The 24,745-nt window shown below is 41.9% G+C and carries 29 protein-coding genes; 25 read left to right on the plus strand and 4 right to left on the minus strand.

Features of this window, described 5'->3' with window-relative positions; translation table 11 throughout:
- Positions 1–26: 26 nt before the first annotated feature.
- From ruvB to xerD, 19 genes are all read left to right on the plus strand, one after another.
- Complete coding sequence (ruvB, locus tag METVE_RS0105845; protein WP_020167521.1) at positions 27–1,064, plus strand: Holliday junction branch migration DNA helicase RuvB; 1,038 nt, start codon at positions 27–29, stop codon at positions 1,062–1,064.
- Between the two features lie 26 nt (positions 1,065–1,090).
- On the plus strand, positions 1,091–1,513 hold the full coding sequence (gene ybgC, locus METVE_RS0105850) for a tol-pal system-associated acyl-CoA thioesterase (protein WP_026362028.1): 423 nt from the start codon (positions 1,091–1,093) through the stop codon (positions 1,511–1,513).
- Between the two features lie 42 nt (positions 1,514–1,555).
- Positions 1,556–2,230 (plus strand): protein TolQ, encoded by a 675-nt coding sequence (tolQ, locus tag METVE_RS0105855; RefSeq protein ID WP_020167523.1) that lies wholly within the window; start codon positions 1,556–1,558, stop codon positions 2,228–2,230.
- A gap of 15 nt (positions 2,231–2,245) precedes the next feature.
- On the plus strand, positions 2,246–2,635 hold the full coding sequence (locus tag METVE_RS0105860) for an ExbD/TolR family protein (protein WP_020167524.1): 390 nt from the start codon (positions 2,246–2,248) through the stop codon (positions 2,633–2,635).
- A 95-nt stretch (positions 2,636–2,730) separates the two neighbouring features.
- On the plus strand, positions 2,731–3,585 hold the full coding sequence (gene tolA / locus METVE_RS0105865; RefSeq protein WP_020167525.1) for a cell envelope integrity protein TolA: 855 nt from the start codon (positions 2,731–2,733) through the stop codon (positions 3,583–3,585).
- 174 nt (positions 3,586–3,759) lie between these two features.
- Positions 3,760–5,031, plus strand: a complete 1,272-nt coding sequence (tolB, locus tag METVE_RS0105870) for a Tol-Pal system beta propeller repeat protein TolB (RefSeq protein ID WP_020167526.1) — start codon at positions 3,760–3,762, stop codon at positions 5,029–5,031.
- A 148-nt stretch (positions 5,032–5,179) separates the two neighbouring features.
- Entirely contained in the window at positions 5,180–5,743 is a 564-nt protein-coding gene (locus METVE_RS0105875; RefSeq protein WP_020167527.1) for an OmpA family protein, read from the plus strand.
- A gap of 20 nt (positions 5,744–5,763) precedes the next feature.
- Positions 5,764–6,588: a tol-pal system protein YbgF gene (gene ybgF / locus METVE_RS0105880; protein WP_020184201.1), complete on the plus strand. Its 825-nt coding sequence runs from the start codon at positions 5,764–5,766 to the stop codon at positions 6,586–6,588.
- Positions 6,589–6,658: 70 nt separating this feature from the next.
- Complete coding sequence (locus METVE_RS0105885) at positions 6,659–7,375, plus strand: phosphatase PAP2 family protein (protein WP_020167529.1); 717 nt, start codon at positions 6,659–6,661, stop codon at positions 7,373–7,375.
- A gap of 107 nt (positions 7,376–7,482) precedes the next feature.
- The gene (locus tag METVE_RS0105890; RefSeq protein WP_020167530.1) at positions 7,483–9,123 is read left to right on the plus strand and encodes a phosphoethanolamine transferase; all 1,641 of its coding nucleotides are present in this window, start codon (positions 7,483–7,485) and stop codon (positions 9,121–9,123) included.
- Between the two features lie 135 nt (positions 9,124–9,258).
- On the plus strand, positions 9,259–9,897 hold the full coding sequence (gene queE, locus METVE_RS0105895; RefSeq protein WP_020167531.1) for a 7-carboxy-7-deazaguanine synthase QueE: 639 nt from the start codon (positions 9,259–9,261) through the stop codon (positions 9,895–9,897).
- The gene (gene queC, locus METVE_RS0105900) at positions 9,894–10,580 is read left to right on the plus strand and encodes a 7-cyano-7-deazaguanine synthase QueC (RefSeq protein WP_020167532.1); all 687 of its coding nucleotides are present in this window, start codon (positions 9,894–9,896) and stop codon (positions 10,578–10,580) included. The genes queE and queC overlap by 4 nt, the downstream gene beginning before the upstream one ends.
- A gap of 71 nt (positions 10,581–10,651) precedes the next feature.
- On the plus strand, positions 10,652–11,278 hold the full coding sequence (locus METVE_RS0105905; RefSeq protein WP_020167533.1) for a helix-turn-helix transcriptional regulator: 627 nt from the start codon (positions 10,652–10,654) through the stop codon (positions 11,276–11,278).
- A gap of 136 nt (positions 11,279–11,414) precedes the next feature.
- Positions 11,415–11,897 (plus strand): 30S ribosomal protein S16, encoded by a 483-nt coding sequence (gene rpsP / locus METVE_RS0105910; RefSeq protein ID WP_020167534.1) that lies wholly within the window; start codon positions 11,415–11,417, stop codon positions 11,895–11,897.
- A gap of 30 nt (positions 11,898–11,927) precedes the next feature.
- Positions 11,928–12,479 carry a ribosome maturation factor RimM gene (gene rimM, locus METVE_RS0105915; RefSeq protein ID WP_020167535.1) on the plus strand — a complete coding sequence of 184 codons (552 nt, stop codon included), beginning with the start codon at positions 11,928–11,930 and terminating at the stop codon, positions 12,477–12,479.
- A 16-nt stretch (positions 12,480–12,495) separates the two neighbouring features.
- On the plus strand, positions 12,496–13,269 hold the full coding sequence (gene trmD, locus METVE_RS0105920) for a tRNA (guanosine(37)-N1)-methyltransferase TrmD (protein ID WP_020167536.1): 774 nt from the start codon (positions 12,496–12,498) through the stop codon (positions 13,267–13,269).
- A 16-nt stretch (positions 13,270–13,285) separates the two neighbouring features.
- Positions 13,286–13,681: a 50S ribosomal protein L19 gene (rplS, locus tag METVE_RS0105925; RefSeq protein ID WP_020167537.1), complete on the plus strand. Its 396-nt coding sequence runs from the start codon at positions 13,286–13,288 to the stop codon at positions 13,679–13,681.
- Between the two features lie 141 nt (positions 13,682–13,822).
- Positions 13,823–14,389, plus strand: a complete 567-nt coding sequence (locus METVE_RS0105930; protein WP_020167538.1) for a methylated-DNA--[protein]-cysteine S-methyltransferase — start codon at positions 13,823–13,825, stop codon at positions 14,387–14,389.
- A gap of 22 nt (positions 14,390–14,411) precedes the next feature.
- Positions 14,412–15,338, plus strand: coding sequence for a site-specific tyrosine recombinase XerD (gene xerD / locus METVE_RS0105935; protein WP_369751048.1), 927 nt, complete (start codon positions 14,412–14,414; stop codon positions 15,336–15,338).
- Here the strand turns inward: xerD and METVE_RS0105940 are convergent.
- The 3 genes from METVE_RS0105940 to folB all read right to left on the minus strand — a co-directional run bounded on the left by METVE_RS0105940 (position 15,335) and on the right by folB (position 17,253).
- A complete protein-coding gene (locus METVE_RS0105940; RefSeq protein WP_020167540.1) occupies positions 15,335–15,604 on the minus strand; it encodes a putative signal transducing protein in 270 nt (89 codons plus the stop codon). The two genes, xerD and METVE_RS0105940, sit on opposite strands and share 4 nt — an antisense overlap.
- A gap of 229 nt (positions 15,605–15,833) precedes the next feature.
- The gene (locus METVE_RS0105945; RefSeq protein ID WP_020167541.1) at positions 15,834–16,856 is read right to left on the minus strand and encodes a nuclease-related domain-containing protein; all 1,023 of its coding nucleotides are present in this window, start codon (positions 16,854–16,856) and stop codon (positions 15,834–15,836) included.
- Positions 16,857–16,902: 46 nt separating this feature from the next.
- A complete protein-coding gene (folB, locus tag METVE_RS0105950) occupies positions 16,903–17,253 on the minus strand; it encodes a dihydroneopterin aldolase (RefSeq protein WP_020167542.1) in 351 nt (116 codons plus the stop codon).
- Positions 17,254–17,305: 52 nt separating this feature from the next.
- Between folB and plsY the strand changes: the two genes are divergently transcribed.
- Positions 17,306–17,923, plus strand: coding sequence for a glycerol-3-phosphate 1-O-acyltransferase PlsY (gene plsY, locus METVE_RS0105955; RefSeq protein WP_020167543.1), 618 nt, complete (start codon positions 17,306–17,308; stop codon positions 17,921–17,923).
- Between the two features lie 61 nt (positions 17,924–17,984).
- Here plsY and tsaD read toward each other — a convergent pair whose 3' ends face one another.
- Positions 17,985–19,049: a tRNA (adenosine(37)-N6)-threonylcarbamoyltransferase complex transferase subunit TsaD gene (tsaD, locus tag METVE_RS0105960; protein WP_020167544.1), complete on the minus strand. Its 1,065-nt coding sequence runs from the start codon at positions 19,047–19,049 to the stop codon at positions 17,985–17,987.
- Positions 19,050–19,238: 189 nt separating this feature from the next.
- On the opposite strand from tsaD, the gene rpsU reads away from it, so the two are divergent.
- The 5 genes from rpsU to rpoD all read left to right on the plus strand — a co-directional run bounded on the left by rpsU (position 19,239) and on the right by rpoD (position 24,343).
- Positions 19,239–19,451: a 30S ribosomal protein S21 gene (gene rpsU, locus METVE_RS0105965; protein ID WP_020167545.1), complete on the plus strand. Its 213-nt coding sequence runs from the start codon at positions 19,239–19,241 to the stop codon at positions 19,449–19,451.
- A 22-nt stretch (positions 19,452–19,473) separates the two neighbouring features.
- Positions 19,474–19,797: a DUF3144 domain-containing protein gene (locus METVE_RS0105970; protein WP_020167546.1), complete on the plus strand. Its 324-nt coding sequence runs from the start codon at positions 19,474–19,476 to the stop codon at positions 19,795–19,797.
- 6 nt (positions 19,798–19,803) lie between these two features.
- Positions 19,804–20,247, plus strand: coding sequence for a GatB/YqeY domain-containing protein (locus METVE_RS0105975; protein ID WP_020167547.1), 444 nt, complete (start codon positions 19,804–19,806; stop codon positions 20,245–20,247).
- A 143-nt stretch (positions 20,248–20,390) separates the two neighbouring features.
- Complete coding sequence (dnaG, locus tag METVE_RS0105980) at positions 20,391–22,136, plus strand: DNA primase (protein WP_020167548.1); 1,746 nt, start codon at positions 20,391–20,393, stop codon at positions 22,134–22,136.
- Between the two features lie 260 nt (positions 22,137–22,396).
- Positions 22,397–24,343: an RNA polymerase sigma factor RpoD gene (gene rpoD, locus METVE_RS0105985; protein WP_020167549.1), complete on the plus strand. Its 1,947-nt coding sequence runs from the start codon at positions 22,397–22,399 to the stop codon at positions 24,341–24,343.
- Positions 24,344–24,745 lie beyond the last annotated feature (402 nt).

Here is a 24,745-nt window from a genome sequence, read left to right on the forward strand (position 1 = left end):
AGCTTTAAATCTCATGATTGAAACCGATGATTGAAACTGATCGCCTGATCGCCCCCGCAGCCGCCAGCCCGCAAGAAGAGGCGATTGAACGCGCCCTTCGTCCTAAAGTGTTGGATGAATATGTTGGCCAAGAAAAAGCGCGCGCGCAGTTAGAGATATTTATAAACGCCGCCCGTGGCCGTAGCGAAGCGCTGGACCACGTGCTGTTGTTCGGCCCGCCAGGTTTAGGAAAAACCACGTTGGCGCACATTATTGCGCGTGAAATGGGTGTTAACTTACGCCAAACATCAGGCCCGGTGTTAGAGCGCGCAGGCGATTTAGCTGCGCTGCTCACTAATTTAGAACCGAATGATATTTTATTTATTGATGAAATTCATCGGTTAAGTCCAGTAGTAGAAGAGATTTTATATCCCGCGATGGAAGATTATCGGCTGGATATTATGATTGGTGAAGGCCCAGCTGCGCGTTCGGTGAGGCTCGATTTGCCGCCATTTACGCTAGTGGGTGCAACTACTCGCGCAGGTATGCTGACTAATCCGCTAAGAGATCGCTTTGGTATCGTGTCGCGTTTGGAGTTTTATACATCAGAAGAGTTGGGTCGTATCGTGCACCGTAGTGCAGGTTTGCTAGAAGTACAAATTACCGCGACTGGCGCATTTGAAGTGGCCAAACGTTCGCGTGGTACGCCGCGTATTGCCAATCGGTTATTACGCCGTGTGCGCGATTATGCACAAGTAAAAGCAGATGGCATTGTCAGCTCTGAAGTGGCCGATGCTGCATTGAAAATGCTAGATGTAGATAGTTTGGGTTTTGATGTGATGGATAGAAAACTATTACAAGCCGTGCTAGAAAAGTTTGGTGGCGGACCCGTTGGTTTAGATAATCTAGCCGCGGCGATTGGTGAAGAGCGCGACACAATTGAAGATGTATTGGAGCCTTATTTGATCCAGCAAGGTTATTTGATGCGCACGCCGCGCGGCCGTATGGCGACCAGTTTAACGTATCAACATTTTGGTTTGGATGTGCCGAAATCATTGGCGACAGGTGAAGCGTGGCAGCAGTAAAATCTGAATCAACAAACCAGCTGGAAATCGATAGCCAGTCTAAAACAAAGTGCCAGTTTGATTGGCAAGTACGTGTGTATTACGAAGATACCGATAGCGGCGGCGTGGTTTATCATAGCAATTATTTAAAATACATGGAGCGTGCTCGCACTGAATGGTTGCGCCATTTAGGCTTTGAACAAACTGATTTAAAAGACACGCTAAACGCACTTTTTGTCGTGCATAGTATGCAAATACAGTTTAAAAAACCTGCAAAATTTAACGATTTGTTGACGGTGACAAGCGAATTCACCACAATAGGCTTTGGTAGTATCGTCTTTTTACAAAAAATCACTTTAAATACACAAACACTAATCGAAGCAAGCGTAAAAATTGCTTGTGTTGATGCATTAACCTTTAAACCCAGCGAAATTCCACATCAACTTAAACAAAAGCTGCAGCAGTTATAACGCGGTGAATATTAAACACAGTAGCGATCAAATGGAGCAAGTATGAGCGTAGCAAATGATATGTCTTTATTAACCTTAATTACAGGGGCAAGTTTGCCTGTGCAATTGGTGATGGTGATATTGCTGATTACTTCATTGTTTTCATGGTGGTATATTTTTATTAAAGTAGCCACGATTAAACGCGCTGAAAAGGAATCAGAAGAGTTTGAGAGTAAATTTTGGTCTGGCGGCGATTTAAATAAACTGTACGAAAGCGTGACAGCGGTTCGCCGTAAACCGCAAGGTATGGCCAGTATTTTTGAAGCTGGCTTTAAAGAATTTATTCGTCACAAACAACAGGGAAAAATGGAAGTGTCTGACGTGATGGAAGGTTCGCGCCGCGCGATGCGTGCCGCTTATAACCGCGAACTAGATGATTTAGACGCACATTTGCCTTTTCTGGCATCAGTTGGTTCAGTCAGCCCCTATATCGGCCTATTTGGCACGGTTTGGGGCATTATGAATTCGTTTAGAGGATTATCTAGCGTTGCACAAGCGACACTGAGCCAAGTTGCGCCTGGCATTGCAGAAGCCTTAATTGCTACGGCTATTGGTTTATTTGCAGCGATTCCAGCCGTTATTGCGTACAACCGTTTTGCTTCCAGCGTAGACAGATTGTCAGTACGTTATGAAAGCTTTATGGAAGAATTTACCAATATTTTGCAACGTAAATCTTAACGTTAGGAGATTAAAATGCGCACTCGTAAACGCCGCATGATGAATCAGATTAACGTTGTGCCTTATATTGACGTTACTTTGGTACTGCTTGTCATCTTTATGGTGACTGCGCCGATGACTAACCCTGGTGTGGTTGATTTGCCCAAAGTAGGCCAAGCTTTAAAACAAACAGGCGCGCCGATTGTTGTCACCATTAAAAAAGATGGCATGGCTGAGATCAACGGTAAAAAATTGCAACGTGATGAGCTGTTGTATGAAATTAAACAGCAGCTTGAAAGCAAGGAGCGCCCAGTAGTGGTGGCAGCTGACGAAAAAACCCAGTATGGCAAAGTGATTGAAGTGATGGATTTATTGAAGCAAGCTAAAGTCGATAAAGTAGGTTTGCTATTCAAGCCTGCGCCTTAAATAATTTAGCCATACAATTCAACCATAAATGATTCGCACAAACAGTTAATGCACATATTTAAATCAAAAGTAGTTAAGTCAAAAGTAAGCCCCAAATGTTAAGGCCTCGCGAAAATACCGACTCATGGAAAGCAGGCGCGCTGGCGATTGCAGTGCATGTATTCTTGCTGGGCGCTATGCTGGTTTCATTTAACTGGAAAGCAGCGCATCCTGTGATGAGTGTGACGGAAGTTGAGTTGTGGGATAAATTGCCCAGCGCTAAACCTGTTATCCAAGAACAGCCAAAGCCTGAACCTAAGCCTATTGTTGAAGAAAAACCAGAGATTAAACCTGAGCCGAAGCCAGAACCAAAACCAGTCGTAGAAGAAAAACCTAAGCCAGAAGAGCCAAAAGTAGATATTGAGCTTGAGAAAAAAAAGGAAGAGCTCAAGCAAAAAGAGATTGAACAAAAACAAAAAGCTTTAGATGAAAAACGCAAAAAAGACGTGCTGGAAAAAATTCAAGAAGATGCGCGAAAAGATGAGTTGCGTGAGAAAAAAGCGTTAGAGAAAAAAGCCACAGAAAAACAGCAAGATGCACTGAAAAAAATGCAGCAAGACATGCTGTCTGAAGAACATGCAACAGAAAATAAACAAGCAAACGCTGCAAGTGCTGCTGCCAATGCTAGCGTTATTGGCGAATATACGGATAAGATCAAATCTAAAATTCGCGGTAATGTAAACAAAACACTGTGTGGCGATGGTAATCCAGAGTTGAGATTTACTATCGGCTTACTGCCAACAGGTGAATTAAGTGGCACACCTAGATTAACAAAATCCAGTGGAAACAGTGCTTGTGATGATGCAGTAGAGCGTGCTATAGCTGCATCTCAGCCATTGCCATTGCCTTCCGACCCAGCGATTTATGCAAAATTTAGAAACCTGAATTTAACGTTTAAACCGAATGAATAGTTAGGTAGGCCAGTTTTTATTGCTATATTTTGTTTTTCTTAATGATGTAAATAAAGCGTAAAAGATGTAATAAAGTGTAAATGCGGTGGTATCAAGCCTAGTTTACAGTAGAATTTAATGGAACTTTTTAAAAAACTTAATTACAAATAGTTTAAATCACAACTGATAGTCAAGATGAATCTATTAAAAACAATCGCTTTCCTCACCAGTTTTTTTATTGCTATTAGCGCACAAGCCGAATTAGATATTGAAATCAGCGGTGGCGGTGCACAGCAAATTCCTATCGCAATAGCGCCTTTTGGCGATGTTGCGAATACCAAAGATAACATTGCCAATATTGTTGCGGCTGATTTAAAGCGTAGCGGTTTGTTTCGCGTATTAGAAACGCGCGGTATGGCAAACCTACCCACCACTCCAGCACAAGTTAAATATGCTGAATGGGCTGCTTTACAAGCGCAGGCATTAACTGTTGGGCATGTGGAAAGTATTGCTGGCGGCAAATTAAAAGTCAGCTTTCAATTGTTGGACGTATTAAAGCAATCACAATTGGCTGGTATGGATTATCAGATTTCTCCCAACCAAGTAAGAATGACTGCACATAAAATTGCAGATGTTATCTATCAAAAATTAACCGGTGAATCAGGTATATTTGCTAGTCGTATTGCTTACATCACGAAAAAAGGTAAGCGCTACGTATTGCAAGTAGCCGATGCCGATGGCTTTAATCCGCAAACTGTCGTGTCATCGAACGAGCCGATAATCTCACCTGCTTGGTCGCCTGATGGTTCAAAGTTGGCTTATGTTTCATTTGAAAAGAAAAAGCCAATTGTTTATGTACAGTCATTAAGTAGCGGCAGCCGCCAAGTGTTGGCAAATTTTAAAGGTAATAACAGCGCACCAGCTTGGTCACCAGATGGCAATAAGTTAGCGATTGTTTTAACTTATGGCGCAAATTCGCAGGTGTACACAATTAACGTCGGCGGTGGCGGATTAAAACAAATCACTAAAAGCAATGCCATTGATACAGAACCAGTATTCTCACCAGATGGCAATTGGATCTACTTTAGTTCAGATCGTGGTGGAAAACCGCAAATCTACAAAGTGAGTGCAGATGGCGGCAATCCAACACGCGTAACGTTTGAAGGTGGTTTTAATGTATCGCCTAAATTTTCACCGGATGGAAAGTCTTTGGCTTATATTCGTAACGATGGTGGCAAATTTAAAGTCGCCTTGCAAGATTTAGCCTCAGGCCAAGTGCAACTATTAAGTGATGGTAGTCAAGATGAGTCGCCTAGTTTTGCACCAAATGGACGTGTGATTTTATATGCGACCAAAGTTGGTGGGCGTGGCGCATTAGCTGCAGTTTCGTCAGATGGTAAAGTGCGTCAACGCTTAAATGATGCAACTGGTGATGTGCGAGAACCAGCTTGGGGACCACTAAATTAATCTATATGCATGATTAATGCCTATTTTTTAACGATTTGTAATAAACTTAATCTTAGTTAACTTTATTTTAGACTCTAAATCTTAGATTTAAATTTTAGCTTTATTTAATTAACCACACCCACTTTGGGTAATAAAACGGGAGAGTAATATGTATAAACCATCTACAATTAACACGAAACTTGCCATTGCTTTAAGCTTAGCCGTGCTATTAGTTGCTTGTAAAAGCACACCAATCGCACCAGCTAAAGTAGAAGACAAAAGCACAGGTTCATCACAAACAGGTACAAATGATGGCGCTGATACAAATGGCGTAAAAGAAGTTGTCATCGATAGCAACGCAAATGGCGGCAATAGCGAATTGCGTGATCCAAACAATATCTTATCAAAACGTAATATTTACTTTGATTATGATAGTGACGCTGTTAAATCTGAATACCGCGCATTGATTGAAGCGCACGCTAAATATCTATTAGCTCACACTGATGCTAAAGTGATTTTGCAAGGTAATACAGATGAGCGCGGTACACGTGAGTACAACTTGTCATTGGGCCAACGTCGTTCAGTAGCAGTTAAAAAATCGTTCAATTTACTAGGCGTACAAGATAAACAAATCGAAACAGTTAGCTACGGCGAAGAAAAAGCAACGCCTAATTGCGCTGGCGAAGCTTGCGACAAAGATCGTCGCGTTGACATCGTGCACGACGGCGAGTAATTGATTTGTTTAATCAGTTGATGAAAAATCTGGTGATTAAAAATCTAATGGTACTGGTGATTGCTACAACGGCGATCACCAGCCATGCCGCTATGTTTGATGACAAAGAAGCGCGCAAGAAGATTTTAGAAGTAGAAGCTGCAAGTCAAGCCTCCATTAATGATTTGAAGAAAAATCAAGCCGCGATAGAAAAGCGACTTGTTGCAATTGAAGCAGTGATACAAGGCCAAGGTTTGGCGGATATGCAAAGCCAAATTGAAGGCTTAAAGCAAGAAGTTGCCAACTTAAAAGGCGAGCTGGAAGTGGCGAGTCATAATATTGATACGACGCAACAGCGCCAAAAAGATTTATATACCGATACCGATACCAGATTGCGCAAAATAGAAACCAGCACTACATCAAATGTTGTAGGTGCTGCTAATCCGATCGGCACAAGCAACACAACGACACCAGTTGTCGAGGAAAAAGATGTTAAAGCTTTTGCAGATGCTGATAATTTAAGTCGCTCTAGCAAGCATAAAGAGGCTTTCGCTGCGTTTGATGCTTTTCTGAAAGAATATCCTAATAGCAAACTTGCAGCAGATGCGCTGTATGGCATGGGTTACTCTCAATTTGCGCTTAAAAATTATAAGTCCAGTATTGCGACACAGCAAAAAGTAGTTGATCTACATGCGGATAGTACAAAAGCACCAGATGCGTTATATAGCATTGCCAATAGCCAAATCCAGTTAGGTCAAGTTACAAACGCAAAAAAAACCTTGCGTGATTTAGTGGCGAAATATCCCAATGCAGACGTAACACCTAACGCACAAAAAAGGTTGAAAACGCTAGAAGCATTAAAATAATATTTTATTTGGCATTGCAATGTATTTGGATATTGCAATGTAGCGTATCAACGATGTACTATGCGTTTCGATGACTTTTCCTAAAGTACATTTCACCCTCTGTAAGCGTTGCTTTATAGCATTATGTCTATTTGCAGCGTTTAACATTTTCGTAGGACAATTCACCAATATTGATTTAACCATTGAAGATTATTATTTCGATATAAACAGGCATCAGTTTCTTTGGTATAACACTTGGTTTGCTAAGGATTTGATGCATGGTTATGTGAAATATGTCATCACGGGTGCAGGTCGCATGTTGTGGTTAGTCGTGCTTTTAGATCTTATCTATCCATGGCCCATCATTAAACAATGGGTGCGAGTACGATTACGTTTTGTGGTCATTGCCTCTGTCTTTATACCTTCTCTTGTTGGAACGCTAAAATCTTTTTCTAGCCTGCACTGCCCATGGGATGTAGCGCGCTATGGCGGCTATGCTCCCTTTGTACGGCTATTAGATCATATGCCTAGCATGGTAAAAGCGGGTGGTTGCTTTCCTGCGGGCCATGCAACGGTTGGTTTGTGGTTGGCCGCAATTTGTGTGTTTTGGCTTCCAAGCAAACCAAAAACTGCTTTAATTGTTTTTTTGTCGGGCTTAAGCGTAGGATTCACGCTTGGTTGGGTACAGCAAATGCGCGGTGCACACTTTTTATTTCACACCTTATGGTCTGTATGGTTGGCTGCTTTGGTCATTGTGCTTATGTTAGGTTTTACCAAGCAATTCCAATCAACAATCCAAGCAACATAATTCAAATCACAGAGTAAATTAGTAGTTTTAAAACCAATAGCTTTAAAACTTGTATTGAATAAAATAATTCAAGCCAAAAACGCAACAAAATCAGGGGTATGTAAATAATGAATAAGCTTCTGTTAATACCTCATTCTCTGCTGAGCAGGATAAACACGCAAACGCGAGCCATATTGCTGGCCGCGGTATTTATCATGTTGACGGGCAACCATGCACTATTTAGTCGGATTTTAGAGGTTTATCCGATAAAATTTAACAACATCCCATTTTTAGTCTCGCTGGGCATATTTTTCAGCATACTTAGCACCTTGTTTTTATTGGCTATTTGCCATGGCAGATTCACGCGCTGGGCTCTGGCATTTTTTCTGCTTGCATCGTCGCTTGCGGCATATTACATGGATCAATTTGGCGTGATTGTTGATGTTGTCATGCTGGATAATATCGCACAGACCAATCCACAAGAGTTTGCTGGCTTAGTCAGCACAATGTTTATATTAAGGGCAGTATTATTTGGTGTGATTCCCGCTTGGCTAGCCATTAAATATACGCCTAAAGCCAGAAATTTATGGCCAGAACTGAAATCTAGATTGATTGCGATAGTTGTTTTGCTTGTACTGTTAATCGCTGTGGTTGTGCCATTTATCGCAGGTTACACATCCTTTATTCGTGAACATCGCGTGACGCGATTTTATGCTAATCCAACTTATTTTACTTATTCTTTGATTAAATATGTGCAAGAGCAATTGCAACCAATATCTTCAAAAGTGATGACAAAAGTAGCACAAGACACAGTGAATATAGAACCAGCCACTCACCATGAGTTGATCATTATGGTGGTGGGTGAAACGGCGCGCGCAGATCGATTTTCACTTAACGGCTATCAAAGATTAACTAATCCATTATTGGCCAAAGAAAATGTAGTTAGTTTTAGCAATGTGAGCTCGTGTGGTACATCGACTGGCGTTTCAGTGCCGTGTATGTTTTCTGTGCTGGGTCGCGCAAATTACGACAAAGAAAAAGCGTTACATACTGAGAATGCCTTAGAGGTTTTATTTGAACATAAGGTGCAAATTTTGTGGCGCGATAATAATTCAGACTCAAAAGGCGTCGCAACTCGACTTAAATATGAAAACTTTAAGACGCCAACATTGAATCCAGTTTGTGATGCAGAGTGCAGAGATGTTGGTATGCTAAGTGGTTTAGATAAATATGTCGCTGCCAGAAAAGATCAGGATATTTTGATAGTGTTGCATCAAATGGGTAATCATGGCCCAGAATATTATCGACGTTATCCGAAAGAATTTGAAAAATTTAAGCCAATGTGTATGACTGGCGAATTAAGGGATTGCAGCCAAGAAGAAATTGATAATAGCTACGATAATGCGATTTTGTACACGGATTATTTCTTATCTGAAGTGATTAACTTCTTAAAAAAATATGATAGTACGCATGAAACAGCGATGTTGTACGTGTCTGATCATGGTGAATCGCTAGGCGAACATGGCTTATATTTGCATGCTGCGCCATATTCGATTGCACCAAAAGAACAAACGCATGTGCCTGCGATAGTGTGGATGGGCAAGAATTTTGACTTTTCAGTAGATCAGGCAAAGCCTTATAAAGATTATCCGTTAAGTCATGATGACGTATTTTGTACACTGCTGGTGGCGTTTGAAATGCAGTCAAAAACCTGCGAAAGCAAACAGAAAATATTGATGCAGAATCGTGATTTAAAAACCACGCATTAAAAAATACTTGATTAACATGCGGTTTGACGATTATTTTAAGTGTCGATTATCACGATTATTTTAAGTGTTTTCGCGGTAAAATAACGCCAACTTAACAGTTGGCGTTTTGCTTTTTATTCATCAAGTAGTTAAAAAATGGCTTTAAAAATTTACGAAATATTTCACTCATTGCAAGGCGAAACCAGTCGATTTGGCTTGCCTACGGTATTTGTGCGCCTGACGGGTTGCCCTTTGCGATGCAGTTATTGCGATACGGAATATGCTTTTAGCGGTGGGTCCAATATGGAAATTGCTGACATTTTGCTCAAAGTGGCGGAGTTTGGCGCGCGCTACGTGACGGTGACGGGTGGCGAGCCGCTTGCACAAAAACAATGCCACAATCTATTAAAGTCTTTGTGTGATGCAGGCTATAGCGTATCGCTTGAGACTGGTGGTGCGATGGATATTGCGCCAGTCGATAAGCGCGTGTCAATTATATTAGACATTAAAACACCTGCTTCAAACGAAGAAAAAAAGAATCTCTGGAGCAATTTGGCGCATATTAAACCCAGTGATGAGATCAAGTTTGTGCTGTGTAATCGTGCCGATTATGATTGGGCTAAAATTAAGTTGGATGAGCTTAAATTGGTTGAAAAATGCCCGATATTATTCTCCCCTAGTTTTCATGAGTTAGCCGCCAATGAGCTGGCAGCTTGGGTTTTGGCAGATAAATTACACGTGCGCATGCAAATTCAATTGCACAAGATTTTATGGGGCGAAAAGCAGGGCGTATGACAAAAAAAGCGGTAGTTTTACTTTCTGGCGGGCTAGATTCTGCGACTTGTCTGGCGATTGCAAAATCGCAAGGCTTTGATTGTTACTGTTTAAGTTTGGATTACCATCAGCGCCATATTGCTGAGTTGCAGGCAGCTAACCAAATTGCGCTGAAACTAGGTGCCATCACACACAAAACTGCGCAGTTGGATTTAAGTTTATTCGGTGGTTCAGCCTTAACGGATAATGCCATTGACGTACCGATGTCGGAAACCGTCGGCATTCCAGTGACTTATGTGCCTGCACGTAATACGATTATGTTGTCACTCAGCTTGGCGTGGGCGGAGGTATTAGGCGCACAGGATATTTTTATTGGCGTCAATGCGCTGGATTATTCCGGCTATCCTGATTGTCGCGGCGAGTACGTGACGGCGTTTCAACAAATGGCCAATTTGGCGACTAAAAGTGCAGTAGAAGGTCAAAAAATCACCATTCACGCACCGTTAATCGATATGACTAAAGGGCAAATAATCCGTTTAGGTACACAACTTGGTGTGGATTATGCGATGACGGTTTCTTGCTATCAAGCGGATGATTTAGGTCAAGCGTGTGGAAAATGTGATTCCTGTCGATTGCGACGCGAGGGCTTTTTGCAAGCTAAAATTCAGGATCCAACCCAATACCAAATTAAATCTGATGTTTGATAACTGTAGTTTGTTTGTAAGAACTCAAGTGGGCTATAGTTTATTTTTCTGCAAAATCAGATAATCCAGACATGGATAATGCTCAATCGAATCAGGACGATAACTGGCGCATAAAAATGCTCGAACAGGGCTTAGCGCATTTGGGGCAGGCTTTGATTATTGTTTCCAGCAGGGCAGAAGTCTTATTCGCATCTGGCGCGGCAGAAGTGCTACTTAAAAATCAGCATGGGTTAAGTGTAATTAACCAACAATTAATCGCAGATTTGCTGCCGGATAATACGCGGCTACAAAATGCGATACGCACAGCAATCGATGCGAATCACACGCAGGAAAACTCTATTAGCCTCTACATTCATCGCAGTCAGCATCCTAAGCCGTATTATCTTTCAATCAGCCGCATGCAAAAGCAAGAAGATGAGCGCAGAGACGGCCATACAGTGATGATTCTGGTCAAAGATTTAAGTCTTAATTATGAATATTGGACAGATAGATTAAGTGCTGAATTTAATCTGTCGCGCCGCGAAGTGGAGTGTGTTGTGCTGTTAACTGAACGTAGAAGTACTGCCGAAGTATCTGAAGTGATGGGTATTAGTACTGATACCGTACGGCAATATATTAAGAATGTGTTTAAAAAAATGGACGTACAAAAACAGCATGAACTGGTGAGTTTGGCGCTGGAATATCGCCGAAATAGATAGTGAATGACAACAAAGTTAACACTTTTAAATGCGTAGAATTTAGCTTGTTTAAATATTTTACTTGTCAAGATTCTAGTTTTTCACGTATAATCCGCGCCTTTCTGCATAACCTTTTCTATTAAAGAGAAATATAGCTATGGTAGTGATTCGTTTATCTCGTGGTGGTTCTAAAAAGAGCCCATTTTATAATGTAGTAGTGGCTGATTCACGTAATCGTCGCGATGGTCGTTTTATTGAGCGCGTTGGTTTTTATAACCCATCTGCTAAAGCTGGTGCAGAAGGTCTACGTATTGATGCTGCACGTGTTAGTCATTGGACTGGCAACGGCGCACAATTGTCTGACACAGTTGCTCGCTTAGTTAAAACGCATGCTAAAGGCCCAGAAGCGGCAATAGCTGCTAAAGCTAAAGATGCTGCAAAAGCCGATGCGGCAAAAGCTAAAGCCGCTGCGTTAGAAGCTGAAAAAGCTAAAGCGGCAGCCGATGCTGCTAAAGCAAAAGCAGATGAAAAAGCTGCTGCCGATGCAGCTAAGCTTGCAGAAGAAAATGCAGCTGCTAAAGCAGCCGAAGCAGAAACTACTGCTGAAGCTCCAGCAGAAACACCTGCAGCTGACGCTTAATTGTCTGTCTGCTTAAGGCAGTCTTAAGCGATGAGTGTAGTTTCAACTAAGACAGCATTAAATAGTTTGCCAAATAATCTAGTAGTCATGGGGCGCGTTGTTGCGCCCTACGGCGTTTTTGGGTGGCTGAAAGTGCTGCCCGATACTGAAACGTTGGATAGTTTGTTTGATTACGATACTTGGTGGGTTGGTAAAGATGACAGCTGGCGCGAGCTAGAGGTTATCGAAGCAAAAGTACATAACGATGTATTAGTTGTAAAGTTGCGAGGTGTAGATGACCGTGATGCGGCATTTACTTGCAAAGGTAAACAGGTTGCCGTACCGCGAGATGCGTTACCTGAAGCGCCAGAAAATGAATATTATTGGTCTGATCTAATCGGGTTAACGGTTAAAAATCAGCAAGAAGTGGTTTTTGGACAAGTTACAGATGTGTTTGGCACAGGCGCCAACGATGTGATTGTGGTCAATGACGGTGAGTTGAATAGTGAGCGTGAACGCTTGATTCCATTTACACCGCAAGTGATTGTAGATGTGGATTTAGCTGCAAAAACCATGTTGGTCGATTGGGATGCGGATTTTTAGCATATAACATTCCATCATGCGCTTTGATGTTATTAGCTTGTTTCCCGATATGTTTGATGCAATCAGCCAATATGGCATTACATCACGCGCATTAGAACGCAAGATTTATGCTTTAAATGTGATTAATCCGCGCGATTTTACTAAGGATAATCACAAAACTGTCGATGACAGACCTTACGGCGGCGGCCCTGGCATGGTTATGTTGGCAGAGCCGTTGGCACAGTCGATTGATTTGGCGAAAAAAAATCAAGCGGTTTTAGGTGTTAAGTCGCATGTGATTCATTTATCACCACGTGGCGTGCCGTTAAATCACCAAAAAGTGATGCAATTAAGCCAGCAGCAAGGCTTGATATTGCTGGCAAGTCGCTACGAAGGTGTGGATGAACGCTTATTAAGCGCGCTGGTGGATGAAGAAATATCGATTGGTGATTATGTATTAAGTGGCGGCGAATTACCCGCCATGGTGCTAATAGATGCAGTGGTAAGGCAATTACCAGGCGTGTTAGGTGATGCAGATTCGGCAGTAGAAGATTCCTTTGTGAATGGTTTGCTGGATTATCCGCATTACACCCGACCTGAGGACTTGTATTTAGAAAACATGGAAAATAAAAAGGTGCCAGAAGTATTGTTATCTGGCAACCATGCAAAGATTAGAGAGTGGCGATTGAAACAATCGTTATTGCTAACAAGGGCGAAACGCCCTGATTTATTGGCCGCAAGGTCGTTGACGAAAGAGGAAGCACGGCTGCTACAAGAAGGTATTAGAGAGCAGGAACAAGCATCTTCATAATTAAAAGGAGCACAAAGTGGCAGATATTATTAAAATGTTAGAAACGGAAGAAATTGCGCGTTTAGGCAAAAAGATTCCAACTTTCGCACCAGGCGATACCGTTATTGTCGGCGTGAACGTAGTGGAAGGTACACGTAAACGTGTGCAGGCTTATGAAGGCGTTGTGATTGCAATTCGTAATCGTGGTCTTAACTCATCATTTATCGTGCGTAAAATCTCATCTGGTGAAGGTGTAGAGCGTACATTCCAAACTTACTCACCGTTAATCGCTTCAATCGAAGTAAAACGTCGTGGTGATGTTCGTCGTGCGAAACTTTACTACTTACGTGAACGTTCAGGTAAATCTGCACGTATTAAAGAAAAATTAGTTGCGCGTGAAAAAGAAATTCTAGCACCGGAAGTAAAAGCGTAAAACAGCAGAATAATTGCTGTATTCAGTTAGACTTTTGACTGATTATTTTAAAGCCTTAAACAATGTAAATTGTTTAAGGCTTTTTTATTGGCTTTTGTTTTTTTATTTGCTTTCGCTTTAAGGTTTAAGTTAAATTAGCGTATGCAAAATAAAAGCCTATCGCAAGCTACAAAAAATAAACGCCCATTACAATACGATGCGATAGTGACTGCGCCATTTGGTGCTGTTGGTATTGCGATACAAGGCGTACAAGTCGCTATTGAACTGCTATCTCATCAGCATGATGCCAAGCCAGCGGTACATAAATTAACATCGCAGGTTGCCAACCAAATTGTCGCCTATTTTGCCAATGCACATAACGACTTTAATTTACCACTTATTTACAAAGGTACGCCGTTTCAACGCCGTGTATGGCAAGCCATTAGCGCGATTCCTTGTGGGCGAGTGCTCACTTACGGCGAAATCGCTTTGCAGATTGGTTCTGGCCCGCGCGCCGTTGCCAATGCTTGCGGCGCAAATAATTTACCATTGGTGATTCCATGTCATCGTGTGGTGGCAAAAAATGGCCTCGGTGGATTTATGCAGGGCAGCAAAGATGGCACTAAAATTAAAAAATGGCTGCTTAAGCATGAAGGTGTGCAGATTAAATCCAGCCAAAAAGCAAAACCAGTAAAAGCAAAAGCCGTCAAAAAGGTGTCGTTAGTTTGAAAGACATGCCGACTTGAAAGATATTGCTACCAATAATGATGCCGATAAAAATAAAACAGAGATTAACGGCGCAAGCCAAATAGATACTTTTATTGATCATCTTTGGCTAGAAGATGGCTTATCTAAAAATACGTTAGAAAGCTACCGTGCCGATTTAAACCAATTTAATATTTGGCTAAACAAGCAAGAAGTTGACCTTCTCATAATCAGCCAAACGAATATTCAACAATATTTAGCGGTTAAGTTTCCACAAAGCAAACCACGCAGTATTACCCGATTAATTGCCAGCCTGCGGCGGTTTTATCGTTATGCATTGCGTGAGCATCTGATTGAAGTAGATCCAACGCTGCAAATCGAATCGCCCAAATTGCCACGCAGTTTACCCAAAAGTTTAAATGAGCAAGAAGTGTCCGATTTGCTGAATGCGCCTGATATTAATCAACACATTGGTTTGCGCGATAGGGCGATGTTGGAATTGCTCTATGCTAGCGGCCTGCGCGTTTCAGAGTTGGTGACGGTTAACGTGAATGAAGTCAGCACGCAAGATGGCGTGGTGCGCGTGACGGGTAAAGGTAGCAAAACGCGCTTGGTGCCGATGGGCGAAGAAGCGGCGGATTGGATCGACAAATACCTCAAATATGCGCGACCAGAAATTTTGCAGAAACGGGTGTGCGATGCCTTATTTGTGACGAATCGTGCCGAAATGATGACGCGCCAAGCGTTTTGGTATTTGATTAAACGTTATGCGTTAATCGCTGGCATCACTAAACACATGAGCCCGCATGTATTGCGTCATGCATTTGCCACACATTTGCTTAATCACGGCGCAGATTTGCGCGTAGTGCAGATGCTACTGGGACATTCGGATATTTCGACAACGCAGATTTATACGCATGTGGCGCGGGAGCGTTTAAAACAATTACATTCAGTGCATCATCCACGCGGTTAGTTGGGACTTAACACATTATTTTGGTCGAAATTTTCAATCACTGTATTTTCAATTACGGTGCCGCTATCCCAAGCATCCACAATTTCTTTGGCTTTTGCATAATCTGAATCGCTCACGTTTACGGTGACTAAGCCAATAGCGGGTATTTCACCAACTCCGCCTTGGAGGTAGTCGCCGAAAACATAGGCGGGAATTTCTTGTTGTTCTAATAAGTTTTTGATTAGATAAGCTTCGATACTGTTTGCGGCGTTGTAGATAACTATCATTTTTAGGCCTTTCTATTTAGTTAAGTAACTTTTCGCCATTAGGCGACCCTATTTTTTTGCTCAGCCAAAAGAAATAGGGGAAAGAAAAGGCTGCCCCACACCACGGCCTTCGGCTACCCTGCGCTACTCATCAATAAAGGCGTCTGCGGAACTCGCGCTTTCAGCACTCAAACAGTCCTCGACGAAATCCCCTTTACTAATTGCGTTGCTCGGCGTGGCGCAAGGGGGTTTAACTGTTAAGGTGAAACAGCTCAGAAGTATTGCATGTCGAGCATTCTGCAAAAAACTGTTTTTTATCTTTGCGTATCTTCAACGTTCTTTTGCAAACATGGCAAGTAGCTGTTATCGGGCAATTCTTGCTACAATTTAGGCATTTAAAATAATAGTTAACACCATATTTAATTTCAATTTTATTAGACTTGCAGTGCAAACAACTATGCTCAAACATAATTTCTGGCGTACTAAATGCACTAGAAATTTTCTCGAGTATTCCTGTGACGGTTTTCTTTTTATTGAAAGGATTGTGTGTTGATATTTCTTGTTTAATTTCAGGCGTTAGTTTTATCTTAGTAATTTCATTTTTTACTTTTTCTGGTGGTTCGTAAATTGGAATACTCGAATCAATCTCCGCTTTTTTTTGAAACGGCTTATGATTTTTAACTAAGTGCTCTGCTAGTTTCGTTTTATTTATATCTGATAATACAAAATCATCAGGTGATGCACTTTTAGCTCTACTGAGCACAATTTCTTTAATTCTGTCGTCGACTTGGTCTGCTTTGCAAACTTCAGGATAAAGAATGCGTTTATGCGCTATAAACTCACCAGAATCGGAAATACTAACTAATACATCAATTGGGAATTTTTCTAAAACTTTGCGTGTATTTTCTTTGGATGAATTTAATAATACGCGCTTTAAAGTTTGCCCTTGCAATTGAGCCTGCTTAATTGGATTTTGCATGCCTTTGCTTTGATTGCTATACCATCTAAGCCATTGTCCATCTTCTTTAACTTGAAGCTTGCCTGCAACGCTCTTACTTTCAATGATGATTAATCCAAACTGATGAATCAGCAAGTGATCCATTTGAGCAGTAATTCCATCTTCAAACTCCAAGCGTAAATCATGTAGTATTAATAGCTTTGGTTCGTCACCGAAAGCCATTTTAAGATAATAGGCGACTTTTCTTTCTGCATCGTGACCTGCTTTTTCAAATTTATCCAGAGGAGCTGGATTGAGATTTTCTTTAACTATCATGATTTTTATTTTCTCTTATTGTTAATAATTAGTTAGATATTATTAATTAAAGCTTTCTTTCAATCACAACCCCTAAAGCCTTCAATCCCGGCAATATCCCAGGTTTAGCCACTCTTATTTTCACACTTAACCCTCCAAATTCATTCAAAATCAATTGGCAAATATGTTCTGCTAATGCTTCTACCAATTTAAAGCTATTCTGGCTTAATGTTTCGCGTATACGTGCTACTACGGTGCCGTAATCGATGGTGTCGTCTATGGAATCGCTTTTGCAGGATTTGCTTAAATCGATGCCGATTTCAATATCCAGAATAATCGTTTGCGCGACCAAGCGCTCCCAGTCGGGTACGCCGAGTTTGGTTTGTACTTTTACTTGCTCTAAAAATATGGTGTCCATGATTTTTGCGATGGTTTAGAATAGGTGTAGTTAGATTTTAGAGCATCTTAATATGTATGAGTTAGGTTTTATTCCTGTCACCCTCATCCCAATCGTCTGGATTGTGGCAGCTTATCTGATTGGTTCCATCGCGTTTGGTATCTTGATTAGCAAGTTATTCGGCTTGCCAGATCCACGCACGGTAGGTAGTGGCAATATCGGCGCGACTAATGTTGCACGTAGCGGTAAAAAACTACCTGCGATTTTAACGTTGTTGGGCGATGCATTTAAAGGCTGGTTGCCAGTTTGGCTGGCTTTGCAATCGGGCATGTTAATGTGGGTGGTGGCTTGTGTTGGATTAGCTGTATTTTTTGGGCATTTATTCCCGATTTTTCACCGCTTTAAGGGTGGAAAAGGCGTGGCAACTGCGCTGGGAGTTATGCTGGCAATCTCGTTGATGCTTGGTTTAGCGGCTTTAATCACGTGGGTAATTGTATTTGCAATCTCGCGTTACTCATCACTGGCAGCGATTGTTGCGGCGGTTTTATCTCCGCTGTACGCGTGGGTTTTATTGCCTTACAAAGATTATGTGATCATGATGTTTGTGATTGCCGTGATGCTGGTTTGGCGCCATAGAATCAATATTCAAAAGCTTTTAGCCGGTACAGAATCGGGTTTTGGCAAGAAATAACCGTTAACTAAGTTAACCATAAAAAATGGTTAACTTAGTTATTACGGCGTTTTGTAGTTTATTAAGGCGATTGTAGTTCGGCCAAATCCCATCTCGGTTTTACATTCACGCTGTAAGTTTGTTGCGCTTTTTTTAATTGTTTCGATTCCAATTCCGCTAGTCGCATTGCTTCAAGTCGCATCGCGCCCGCAAACGCAATCATCGCGCCGTTATCGGTACAAAACTCTAAGCGCGGATAGCTTACTTTACATAATTTACGTTTAGTCGCTGCATTCAATCGTTCGCGTAGCCTGGTGTTAGCGCCAACGCCGCCAGAAACTACTAAATTATCTAAACCAGTTTCGCGCAATGCGCTCATGCATTTGGTAGTGAGAATTTCAGTCACTGACTCTTGAAACTCCCAAGCAATATCGGCTTTAACCGTATCTGTTAATGGCTGATTATTATTCGCCAAAGTTAATACGGCTGTTTTTAATCCGCTGAAACTAAAATTTAAATCGCCACTGTTTAGCATGGGGCGTGGTAATTTAAATTTTGCGTTGCCATGATTTGAATTAGACCGGTCTGCGAGCTTGGCTAATGCTGGGCCACCCGGATAACCCAAGCCTAGCAATTTAGCCGTTTTATCAAATGCTTCGCCAGCTGCGTCATCTAGCGTATCACCTAATAATTGATATTGCCCGATGCCATCAACGCGCATCAGTTGACTGTGACCACCAGAAACCAGCAGCGCGACAAATGGAAACTGTGGTGGATTTTCTTCTAATAAAGGTGCGAGTAAATGCCCTTCTAGATGATGAACGCCAATGCTTGGCACATTCAGCGCAAAAGCCAGCGATTGCGCAATGCTTGTGCCAACGAGTAACGCGCCTGCCAAACCCGGGCCTTGTGTGTAAACGATACCGTCAATATCGGCCAGCGTTTTATTGGCTTGTTTTAATGCGATTTCTGTTAATGGCAAAGCGCGGCGAATATGGTCGCGCGACGCGAGTTCTGGTACAACGCCACCGAACTCTGCGTGCATGGCAACTTGTGAATGTAGCGCGTGCGCTAATAAACCGTGTTGCGTATCGTAAAGCGCAACGCCTGTTTCGTCGCAAGATGATTCGAAGCCTAAAACCAACAAATGATTATTCCTAACGTGAATGGGTGGCAAATATGTGTGGTATTTTTAATTAACTTGCACCATTTACAATGTAAATGCACAAAATCATTGAACAAAAGCAATTATACGATTAAAATGGCGGACTTTTCTTGAGTTTCTGAACAGAAGCTTAAGTATTATTTTAAAGTAATTGCCGATAAGAGAGAATGAATGTCTAGTGTACGTGTAAAAGAAAATGAGCCGTTTGACGTTGCATTACGCCGTTTTAAACGCCTAATTGAAAAAACAGGTTTGTTAAACGATCTTCGCGCGCGCGAATTTTACGAAAAACCAACTTGGGAACGTAAACGTAAAGCTGCTGCCGCTGTTAAGCGCCAATATCGCCGTTTACGCAATCAAACATTACCAGCAAAACTTTATTAAGCTTTTTGCTTAATTAAACAGTATGGCTGAAAATAATGTAGCGGACAGCAAAGCCGCTGACACAGCAGCAAATGAAGTACCTGCATTTTTGCATATTGCGGATCGATTTATTGGGCTGGCTAACGAGCAAGCACAACAAAATGATATCTCAACTGCGAGTGCAGGTTTTTTATATGCTAACGCGCGTTTTACCGCATTTTTAGTGGCTTCTCAGTGTGGAACTGCTGAAGCGCTTGAGGCAGAAAAAGCTGCAGCTATTGAGTATTTTGTGAATCAATATGCGCAAGCGCTTACTAGTAATATTACCGATTACGAAAAAAACTTTGCGCAATACTTCAGTAAGTAAGCTGTAATGACTTTAAAAACCCAGATTTCTGAAGATATGAAAACCGCCATGCGCGCTAAAGATAGCGTGCGTTTAGGTACAATCCGCTTGTTGCAATCCGCTATCAAACAGCGTGAAGTGGATGAGCGAATTGAATTAAATGATGGTGATGTGATTGCTGTTATTGAAAAAATGCTCAAACAGCGCCGCGATTCGATTGCTGCGTTTGAATCTGCTAACAGAACCGATTTAGCTGATATTGAAAAATTTGAAGTCACTGTATTGCAAGGTTATTTACCACAGCAATTAACCGAAGATGAAATCAAAGTCATTTTGGATAAAGTTGTGGCTGATACAGGTGCTGAAGGTGTTAAAGATATGGGCAAGGTAATGGCGGCGATTAAGCCGCTGGTTGCAGGCAAGGCTGAAATGGGCAAAGTATCGGGGTTAATCAAAGCGCGATTGGCTTAAGTTTAAGATGCTAAGTTTGACCAAAAAGTAGAAAAAAATTAAAGGAGCGAAAGCTCCTTTTTTGTTTTCCAATTGAGCTAGAATTATTAATTCGATTATTCACACATTCGTGTGGCAATTACAGTAAATGGCGTAGATGCATTTTGATTCCTGATAGCTTTATTCAAGATTTACTGAATCGCGTTGACATTGTTGATGTGATTGATAAAAGTGTGCCACTTAAAAAAGCGGGTGCGAATTACTCTGCCTGCTGTCCGTTTCACAATGAAAAATCGCCCAGCTTTACCGTCAGCCCCACCAAGCAGTTTTATCATTGTTTTGGTTGTGGCGCGCATGGCACGGCGATTGGTTTTTTAATGGAATATGCGGGGTTAAGTTTTGTGGAAGCCATTCACGATTTGGCCAAAAACGTAGGCATGATTGTGCCGCAAGAGCAATCTTCGCCAGCTTCGCGCGAAGCAGATGCTGCCAATAAAAGTGTCAAATTGGGTTTACAAGAAACCTTGCAGCAAGCGGCTAATTATTACAAAGCAGAATTAAAAAAATCAGACCGCGCGATTGAATATTTAAAAGCGCGTGGTTTAAGCGGTGTAATCGCCGCCAAATTTCAAATTGGGTATGCGCCTGCCGGCTGGCAAAACCTACAAAGCGTGTTTGCAAATTATGAAAATGAAGCGTTGCAGACCGCTGGTTTAGTTGTTGAAAATGAGCAAGGTCGTCGCTATGACCGTTTTCGCGATCGCATTATGTTTCCGATTCATGATCAAAAAGGCCAGGTGATTGGTTTCGGTGGTCGGGTGATTAATCCCGAAGACACGCCCAAATATTACAATTCGCCTGAAACGCCATTGTTTCAAAAAGGTCATGAATTATATGGTTTGTTTGTCGCAAGACGCGCCATTCGTGATGCTGGGCGTGTGCTGGTGGTTGAAGGTTACATGGACGTGGTGGCATTAGCGCAGTATGGAATTGAATATGCGGTTGCGGCTTTAGGTACAGCAACTACACCATTTCATATCACCAAGTTAATGCGTCAAACGGACGAAATTGTATTTTGTTTTGATGGTGACAATGCTGGCCGTACCGCTGCTTGGCGAGCAGCTATGAATGCCTTGCCTGCATTAACCGATGGTCTCAAATTGCGATTTTTATTTCTGCCAAAAGAGCATGATCCTGATAGTTATGTGCGTGAATTCGGCAAAGAAAAATTTGAGCTCGAGATGCAAAGTGCTATGCCACTTTCGCAATATATTATTCAGCATTTAAGTGAGCAAAATCCGCTGAATGCGCAAGAAGATAAAGTGAAGTTCTTAAACGAAGCTGAACCGATTTTGCGCCAGATTGCAGCGCCGCGATTTTCGTTATTATTGCGCAAACGCGTGGCTGAAATGGCGGATGTGAGTGATACGGAAATGCAAAGCTTATTGAAATTACCCGCGCCAAATAGAGCGCCTGCTAAAGCCACACAAAAACAATCGCGCGCGCCATTGTCGATTGAAAAACGTTTTGTGTTGATGTTGATGATGCAGCCCTGTTTGGCTAAACCGGAATATCTAGATTTTTGCCTAGGATTTAGCGAGCAAGATGTGTTATTAAAAGCCACGATTAATGCAGCGTTGCAACAACCGCAATCTAAACCGGCAACATTATTACACAGCATAGAGCCGCAAGTGGAACCACGATTACTGCGTGAAATCCAACGTGAATTGCAATTGTTAGATGAAAGTTTGAACTTTGAACTTGAATTTGTAGGTGCTTGTACCCAATTAATGGAGGCGACACAGCAAAAGCGTGAAGGCAATATGTTAGATACACTGAAAGAAAAACCATTCAGTGCTTTGACGGAACAAGAACGCGAAATGCTGAAGAATTTGACGGTTAAAAAGTAGTTAAGTCTTAAAATTGCGCAATATATCAGCGATATTAAACGCTCAATCGTTGAAAACACAAACCAAAACAAGTAGTTAAAAAAATCGTCAAATTAGGATTTTTATTAAATTTCAGAACGCTACTTGGTAAAACGCCGTATATTTTGCTTAAAATTTAACACTTTTTGCAGTATAATTTAGGGTTGTTCGTCACCGTTAAAATACCATTTGTGATGAAGCGCCAGACTCAATAGAACGAGACTCATAGAATAGGATCAGGCATGGCCAGACCAAAATCAGACAAAACACTAGAAAAAGAACGCAACAAGCTAGCGGCTGAAGCCGCACTTGACCCAGTAGCGCAGGCGCTAGACGCCGAAGCGCGTCGTACTCGCTTGAAAACGCTGATTATTTTGGGTAAAGAGCGTGGTTATCTAACCTACGCAGAAATCAATGACCATTTGCCTGATGATACGCAGGATTCTGAGCAAATCGATGGCATTATTGGCTTGATTAACGACATGGGTATTCAGGTGTACGAAGAAGCACCTGATGCTGAAGTATTGTTAATGTCTGACGCGCCAGCCGCTGTAACGGATGAAGATGCGGTAGAAGAGGCCGAGGCGGCACTTGCTACGGTGGATTCTGAATTCGGTCGTACAACCGACCCAGTGCGTATGTATATGCGCGAAATGGGTACAGTGGATTTGCTGACTCGTGAAGGCGAGATTGAGATTGCCAAACGTATCGAAGATGGTCTTAAACACATGGTGCAAGCGATTGCCGCATGTCCAACGACCATTGCCCAATTGTTGGAAATGGTCGATAAAGTAGAAAAAGACGAAATCAGCGTAGATGATTTGGTTGATGGTTTAATCGATACCGATATTGGCTTAGATGATGCGATGGCCGCTGAAGCCGAAGAGGAAGAAGAGGAAGACGTTGACGATGAAGAAGATGACGATGAAGATGGCGCAAAAGCGGCTGCCATTTCTGCAGAAGCTTTAGCTAAGCTGAAAGAAGAAGTATTAAAACGTTTTGCGGTAATTCGCAAAGCGAATTCAGAAATGAACGTGATTCGTGCAGAAAAAGGCTCGCAAGATGCGGGTTACAAAAAATTGCATGAAACGGTTTTAGAGGAGCTAACTGCATTCCGATTCTCTGCCAAACAAGTTGAAGCATTATGTGAGCAAGTCCGCGTGCTTGTTGAAGAGGTGCGTAGCCATGAACGTAAAATCATGGACTTCTGTGTGGATAAATCTGCCATGCCACGCCCACATTTTATTAAAAGCTTTCCAGGCAATGAGATTAATCTAACTTGGTTAGATGTCGAATTAGCTTTAGATAAGCCGTATATCGAAAAGTTAACCCGTTATAGACACTCAATTATTGATCAACAAGATCGCTTGATTGCATTACAGATTAAAGTCGGTATTCCAATTAAAGAGCTAAAAGAAATCAATAAGCAAATGACGACTGGCGAAGCGCGTGCGCGCCGTGCCAAGCGTGAAATGATTGAAGCTAACTTACGCTTAGTGATTTCTATTGCTAAAAAATATACCAACCGCGGTTTGCAATTCTTGGATTTAATTCAAGAAGGCAATATTGGTTTGATGAAAGCGGTTGATAAATTTGAATATCGCCGTGGTTATAAGTTCTCAACCTACGCGACTTGGTGGATTCGTCAAGCGATTACACGTTCAATCGCTGACCAAGCGCGTACTATTCGTATTCCTGTGCATATGATTGAAACGATTAACAAAATGAATCGTATCAGCCGTCAGATTCTGCAAGAAACTGGTGTTGAACCAGACCCAGCTTTGTTGGCTGAAAAAATGGAAATGCCTGAAGATAAAATCCGCAAGATTTTAAAAATCAGTAAAGAACCTATTTCAATGGAAACACCGATTGGCGATGATGAAGACTCGCACTTAGGTGACTTTATCGAAGACAACACAACGCTTGCGCCAATGGATGCGGCCGTGTATGCCAGCCTACGCGATGCAACTAGTGAAGTGTTAGAGTCGCTTACCCCGCGCGAAGCAAAAGTGTTGCGTATGCGCTTTGGTATTGAAATGAATACTGACCACACGCTTGAAGAAGTGGGCAAACAGTTTGACGTAACGCGTGAGCGTATCCGTCAAATTGAAGCAAAAGCCTTGCGCAAACTGCGTCATCCAACACGTTCAGAACGCCTACGTAGCTTCTTGGAAACAGGTCAAGATTAGTATTCTTGCTTTGATAAAGCTTTACGGCCCCTTAGCTCATGCTTGGTTAGAGCAGCGGACTCATAATCCGATGCTCTAAATATTTTTGAGAGTTTTTCAGATAATTTTCATATGCTTACGTGCATTAAGTAGTAAAGGTAATTAGCAATACCGAAACAGCATTAAGTAAGTCGTATCAGAAAAGAGTAAATGTGGGTAAGTGTTATAAAATCCCCACGTTGTAAGTTTAAGGCCCCTTAGCTCATGCTTGGTTAGAGCAGCGGACTCATATGTAAATGTGCCATATACGTGGAAACTGTATATGGGATGGTGTCAAATTCGGTGAAACCTGACGGCAGTAATGCACAAGGCAATGCCGAGCGAAGCTTCAAGTAGAAATGCTTGTTGAACGTGTAGAGACTA

This window comes from Methylotenera versatilis 79, from assembly GCF_000384375.1.
Lineage (GTDB): Bacteria > Pseudomonadota > Gammaproteobacteria > Burkholderiales > Methylophilaceae > Methylotenera_A > Methylotenera_A versatilis_B.

Bases quoted from the DNA above. Each gene is read 5' to 3' on its own strand.
- METVE_RS0105975 (WP_020167547.1), top strand. From the start codon at position 19,804: ATGACTTTAAAAACCCAGATTTCTGAAGATATGAAAACCGCCATGCGC.
- trmD (WP_020167536.1), top strand. From the start codon at position 12,496: ATGCGCTTTGATGTTATTAGCTTGTTTCCCGATATGTTTGATGCAATC.
- tolB (WP_020167526.1), top strand. From the start codon at position 3,760: ATGAATCTATTAAAAACAATCGCTTTCCTCACCAGTTTTTTTATTGCT.
- ybgF (WP_020184201.1), top strand. From the start codon at position 5,764: ATGAAAAATCTGGTGATTAAAAATCTAATGGTACTGGTGATTGCTACA.
- METVE_RS0105905 (WP_020167533.1), top strand. From the start codon at position 10,652: ATGGATAATGCTCAATCGAATCAGGACGATAACTGGCGCATAAAAATG.
- plsY (WP_020167543.1), top strand. From the start codon at position 17,306: ATGTATGAGTTAGGTTTTATTCCTGTCACCCTCATCCCAATCGTCTGG.
- METVE_RS0105875 (WP_020167527.1), top strand. From the start codon at position 5,180: ATGTATAAACCATCTACAATTAACACGAAACTTGCCATTGCTTTAAGC.
- ruvB (WP_020167521.1), top strand. From the start codon at position 27: ATGATTGAAACTGATCGCCTGATCGCCCCCGCAGCCGCCAGCCCGCAA.
- rpsU (WP_020167545.1), top strand. From the start codon at position 19,239: ATGTCTAGTGTACGTGTAAAAGAAAATGAGCCGTTTGACGTTGCATTA.
- METVE_RS0105860 (WP_020167524.1), top strand. From the start codon at position 2,246: ATGCGCACTCGTAAACGCCGCATGATGAATCAGATTAACGTTGTGCCT.
- tolQ (WP_020167523.1), top strand. From the start codon at position 1,556: ATGAGCGTAGCAAATGATATGTCTTTATTAACCTTAATTACAGGGGCA.
- METVE_RS0105945 (WP_020167541.1), bottom strand. From the start codon at position 16,856: ATGATAGTTAAAGAAAATCTCAATCCAGCTCCTCTGGATAAATTTGAA.
- rpsP (WP_020167534.1), top strand. From the start codon at position 11,415: ATGGTAGTGATTCGTTTATCTCGTGGTGGTTCTAAAAAGAGCCCATTT.
- METVE_RS0105890 (WP_020167530.1), top strand. From the start codon at position 7,483: ATGAATAAGCTTCTGTTAATACCTCATTCTCTGCTGAGCAGGATAAAC.
- tolA (WP_020167525.1), top strand. From the start codon at position 2,731: ATGTTAAGGCCTCGCGAAAATACCGACTCATGGAAAGCAGGCGCGCTG.
- METVE_RS0105970 (WP_020167546.1), top strand. From the start codon at position 19,474: ATGGCTGAAAATAATGTAGCGGACAGCAAAGCCGCTGACACAGCAGCA.
- queC (WP_020167532.1), top strand. From the start codon at position 9,894: ATGACAAAAAAAGCGGTAGTTTTACTTTCTGGCGGGCTAGATTCTGCG.
- METVE_RS0105940 (WP_020167540.1), bottom strand. From the start codon at position 15,604: ATGATAGTTATCTACAACGCCGCAAACAGTATCGAAGCTTATCTAATC.
- rpoD (WP_020167549.1), top strand. From the start codon at position 22,397: ATGGCCAGACCAAAATCAGACAAAACACTAGAAAAAGAACGCAACAAG.
- folB (WP_020167542.1), bottom strand. From the start codon at position 17,253: ATGGACACCATATTTTTAGAGCAAGTAAAAGTACAAACCAAACTCGGC.
- queE (WP_020167531.1), top strand. From the start codon at position 9,259: ATGGCTTTAAAAATTTACGAAATATTTCACTCATTGCAAGGCGAAACC.
- METVE_RS0105930 (WP_020167538.1), top strand. From the start codon at position 13,823: ATGCAAAATAAAAGCCTATCGCAAGCTACAAAAAATAAACGCCCATTA.
- rimM (WP_020167535.1), top strand. From the start codon at position 11,928: ATGAGTGTAGTTTCAACTAAGACAGCATTAAATAGTTTGCCAAATAAT.
- METVE_RS0105885 (WP_020167529.1), top strand. From the start codon at position 6,659: ATGACTTTTCCTAAAGTACATTTCACCCTCTGTAAGCGTTGCTTTATA.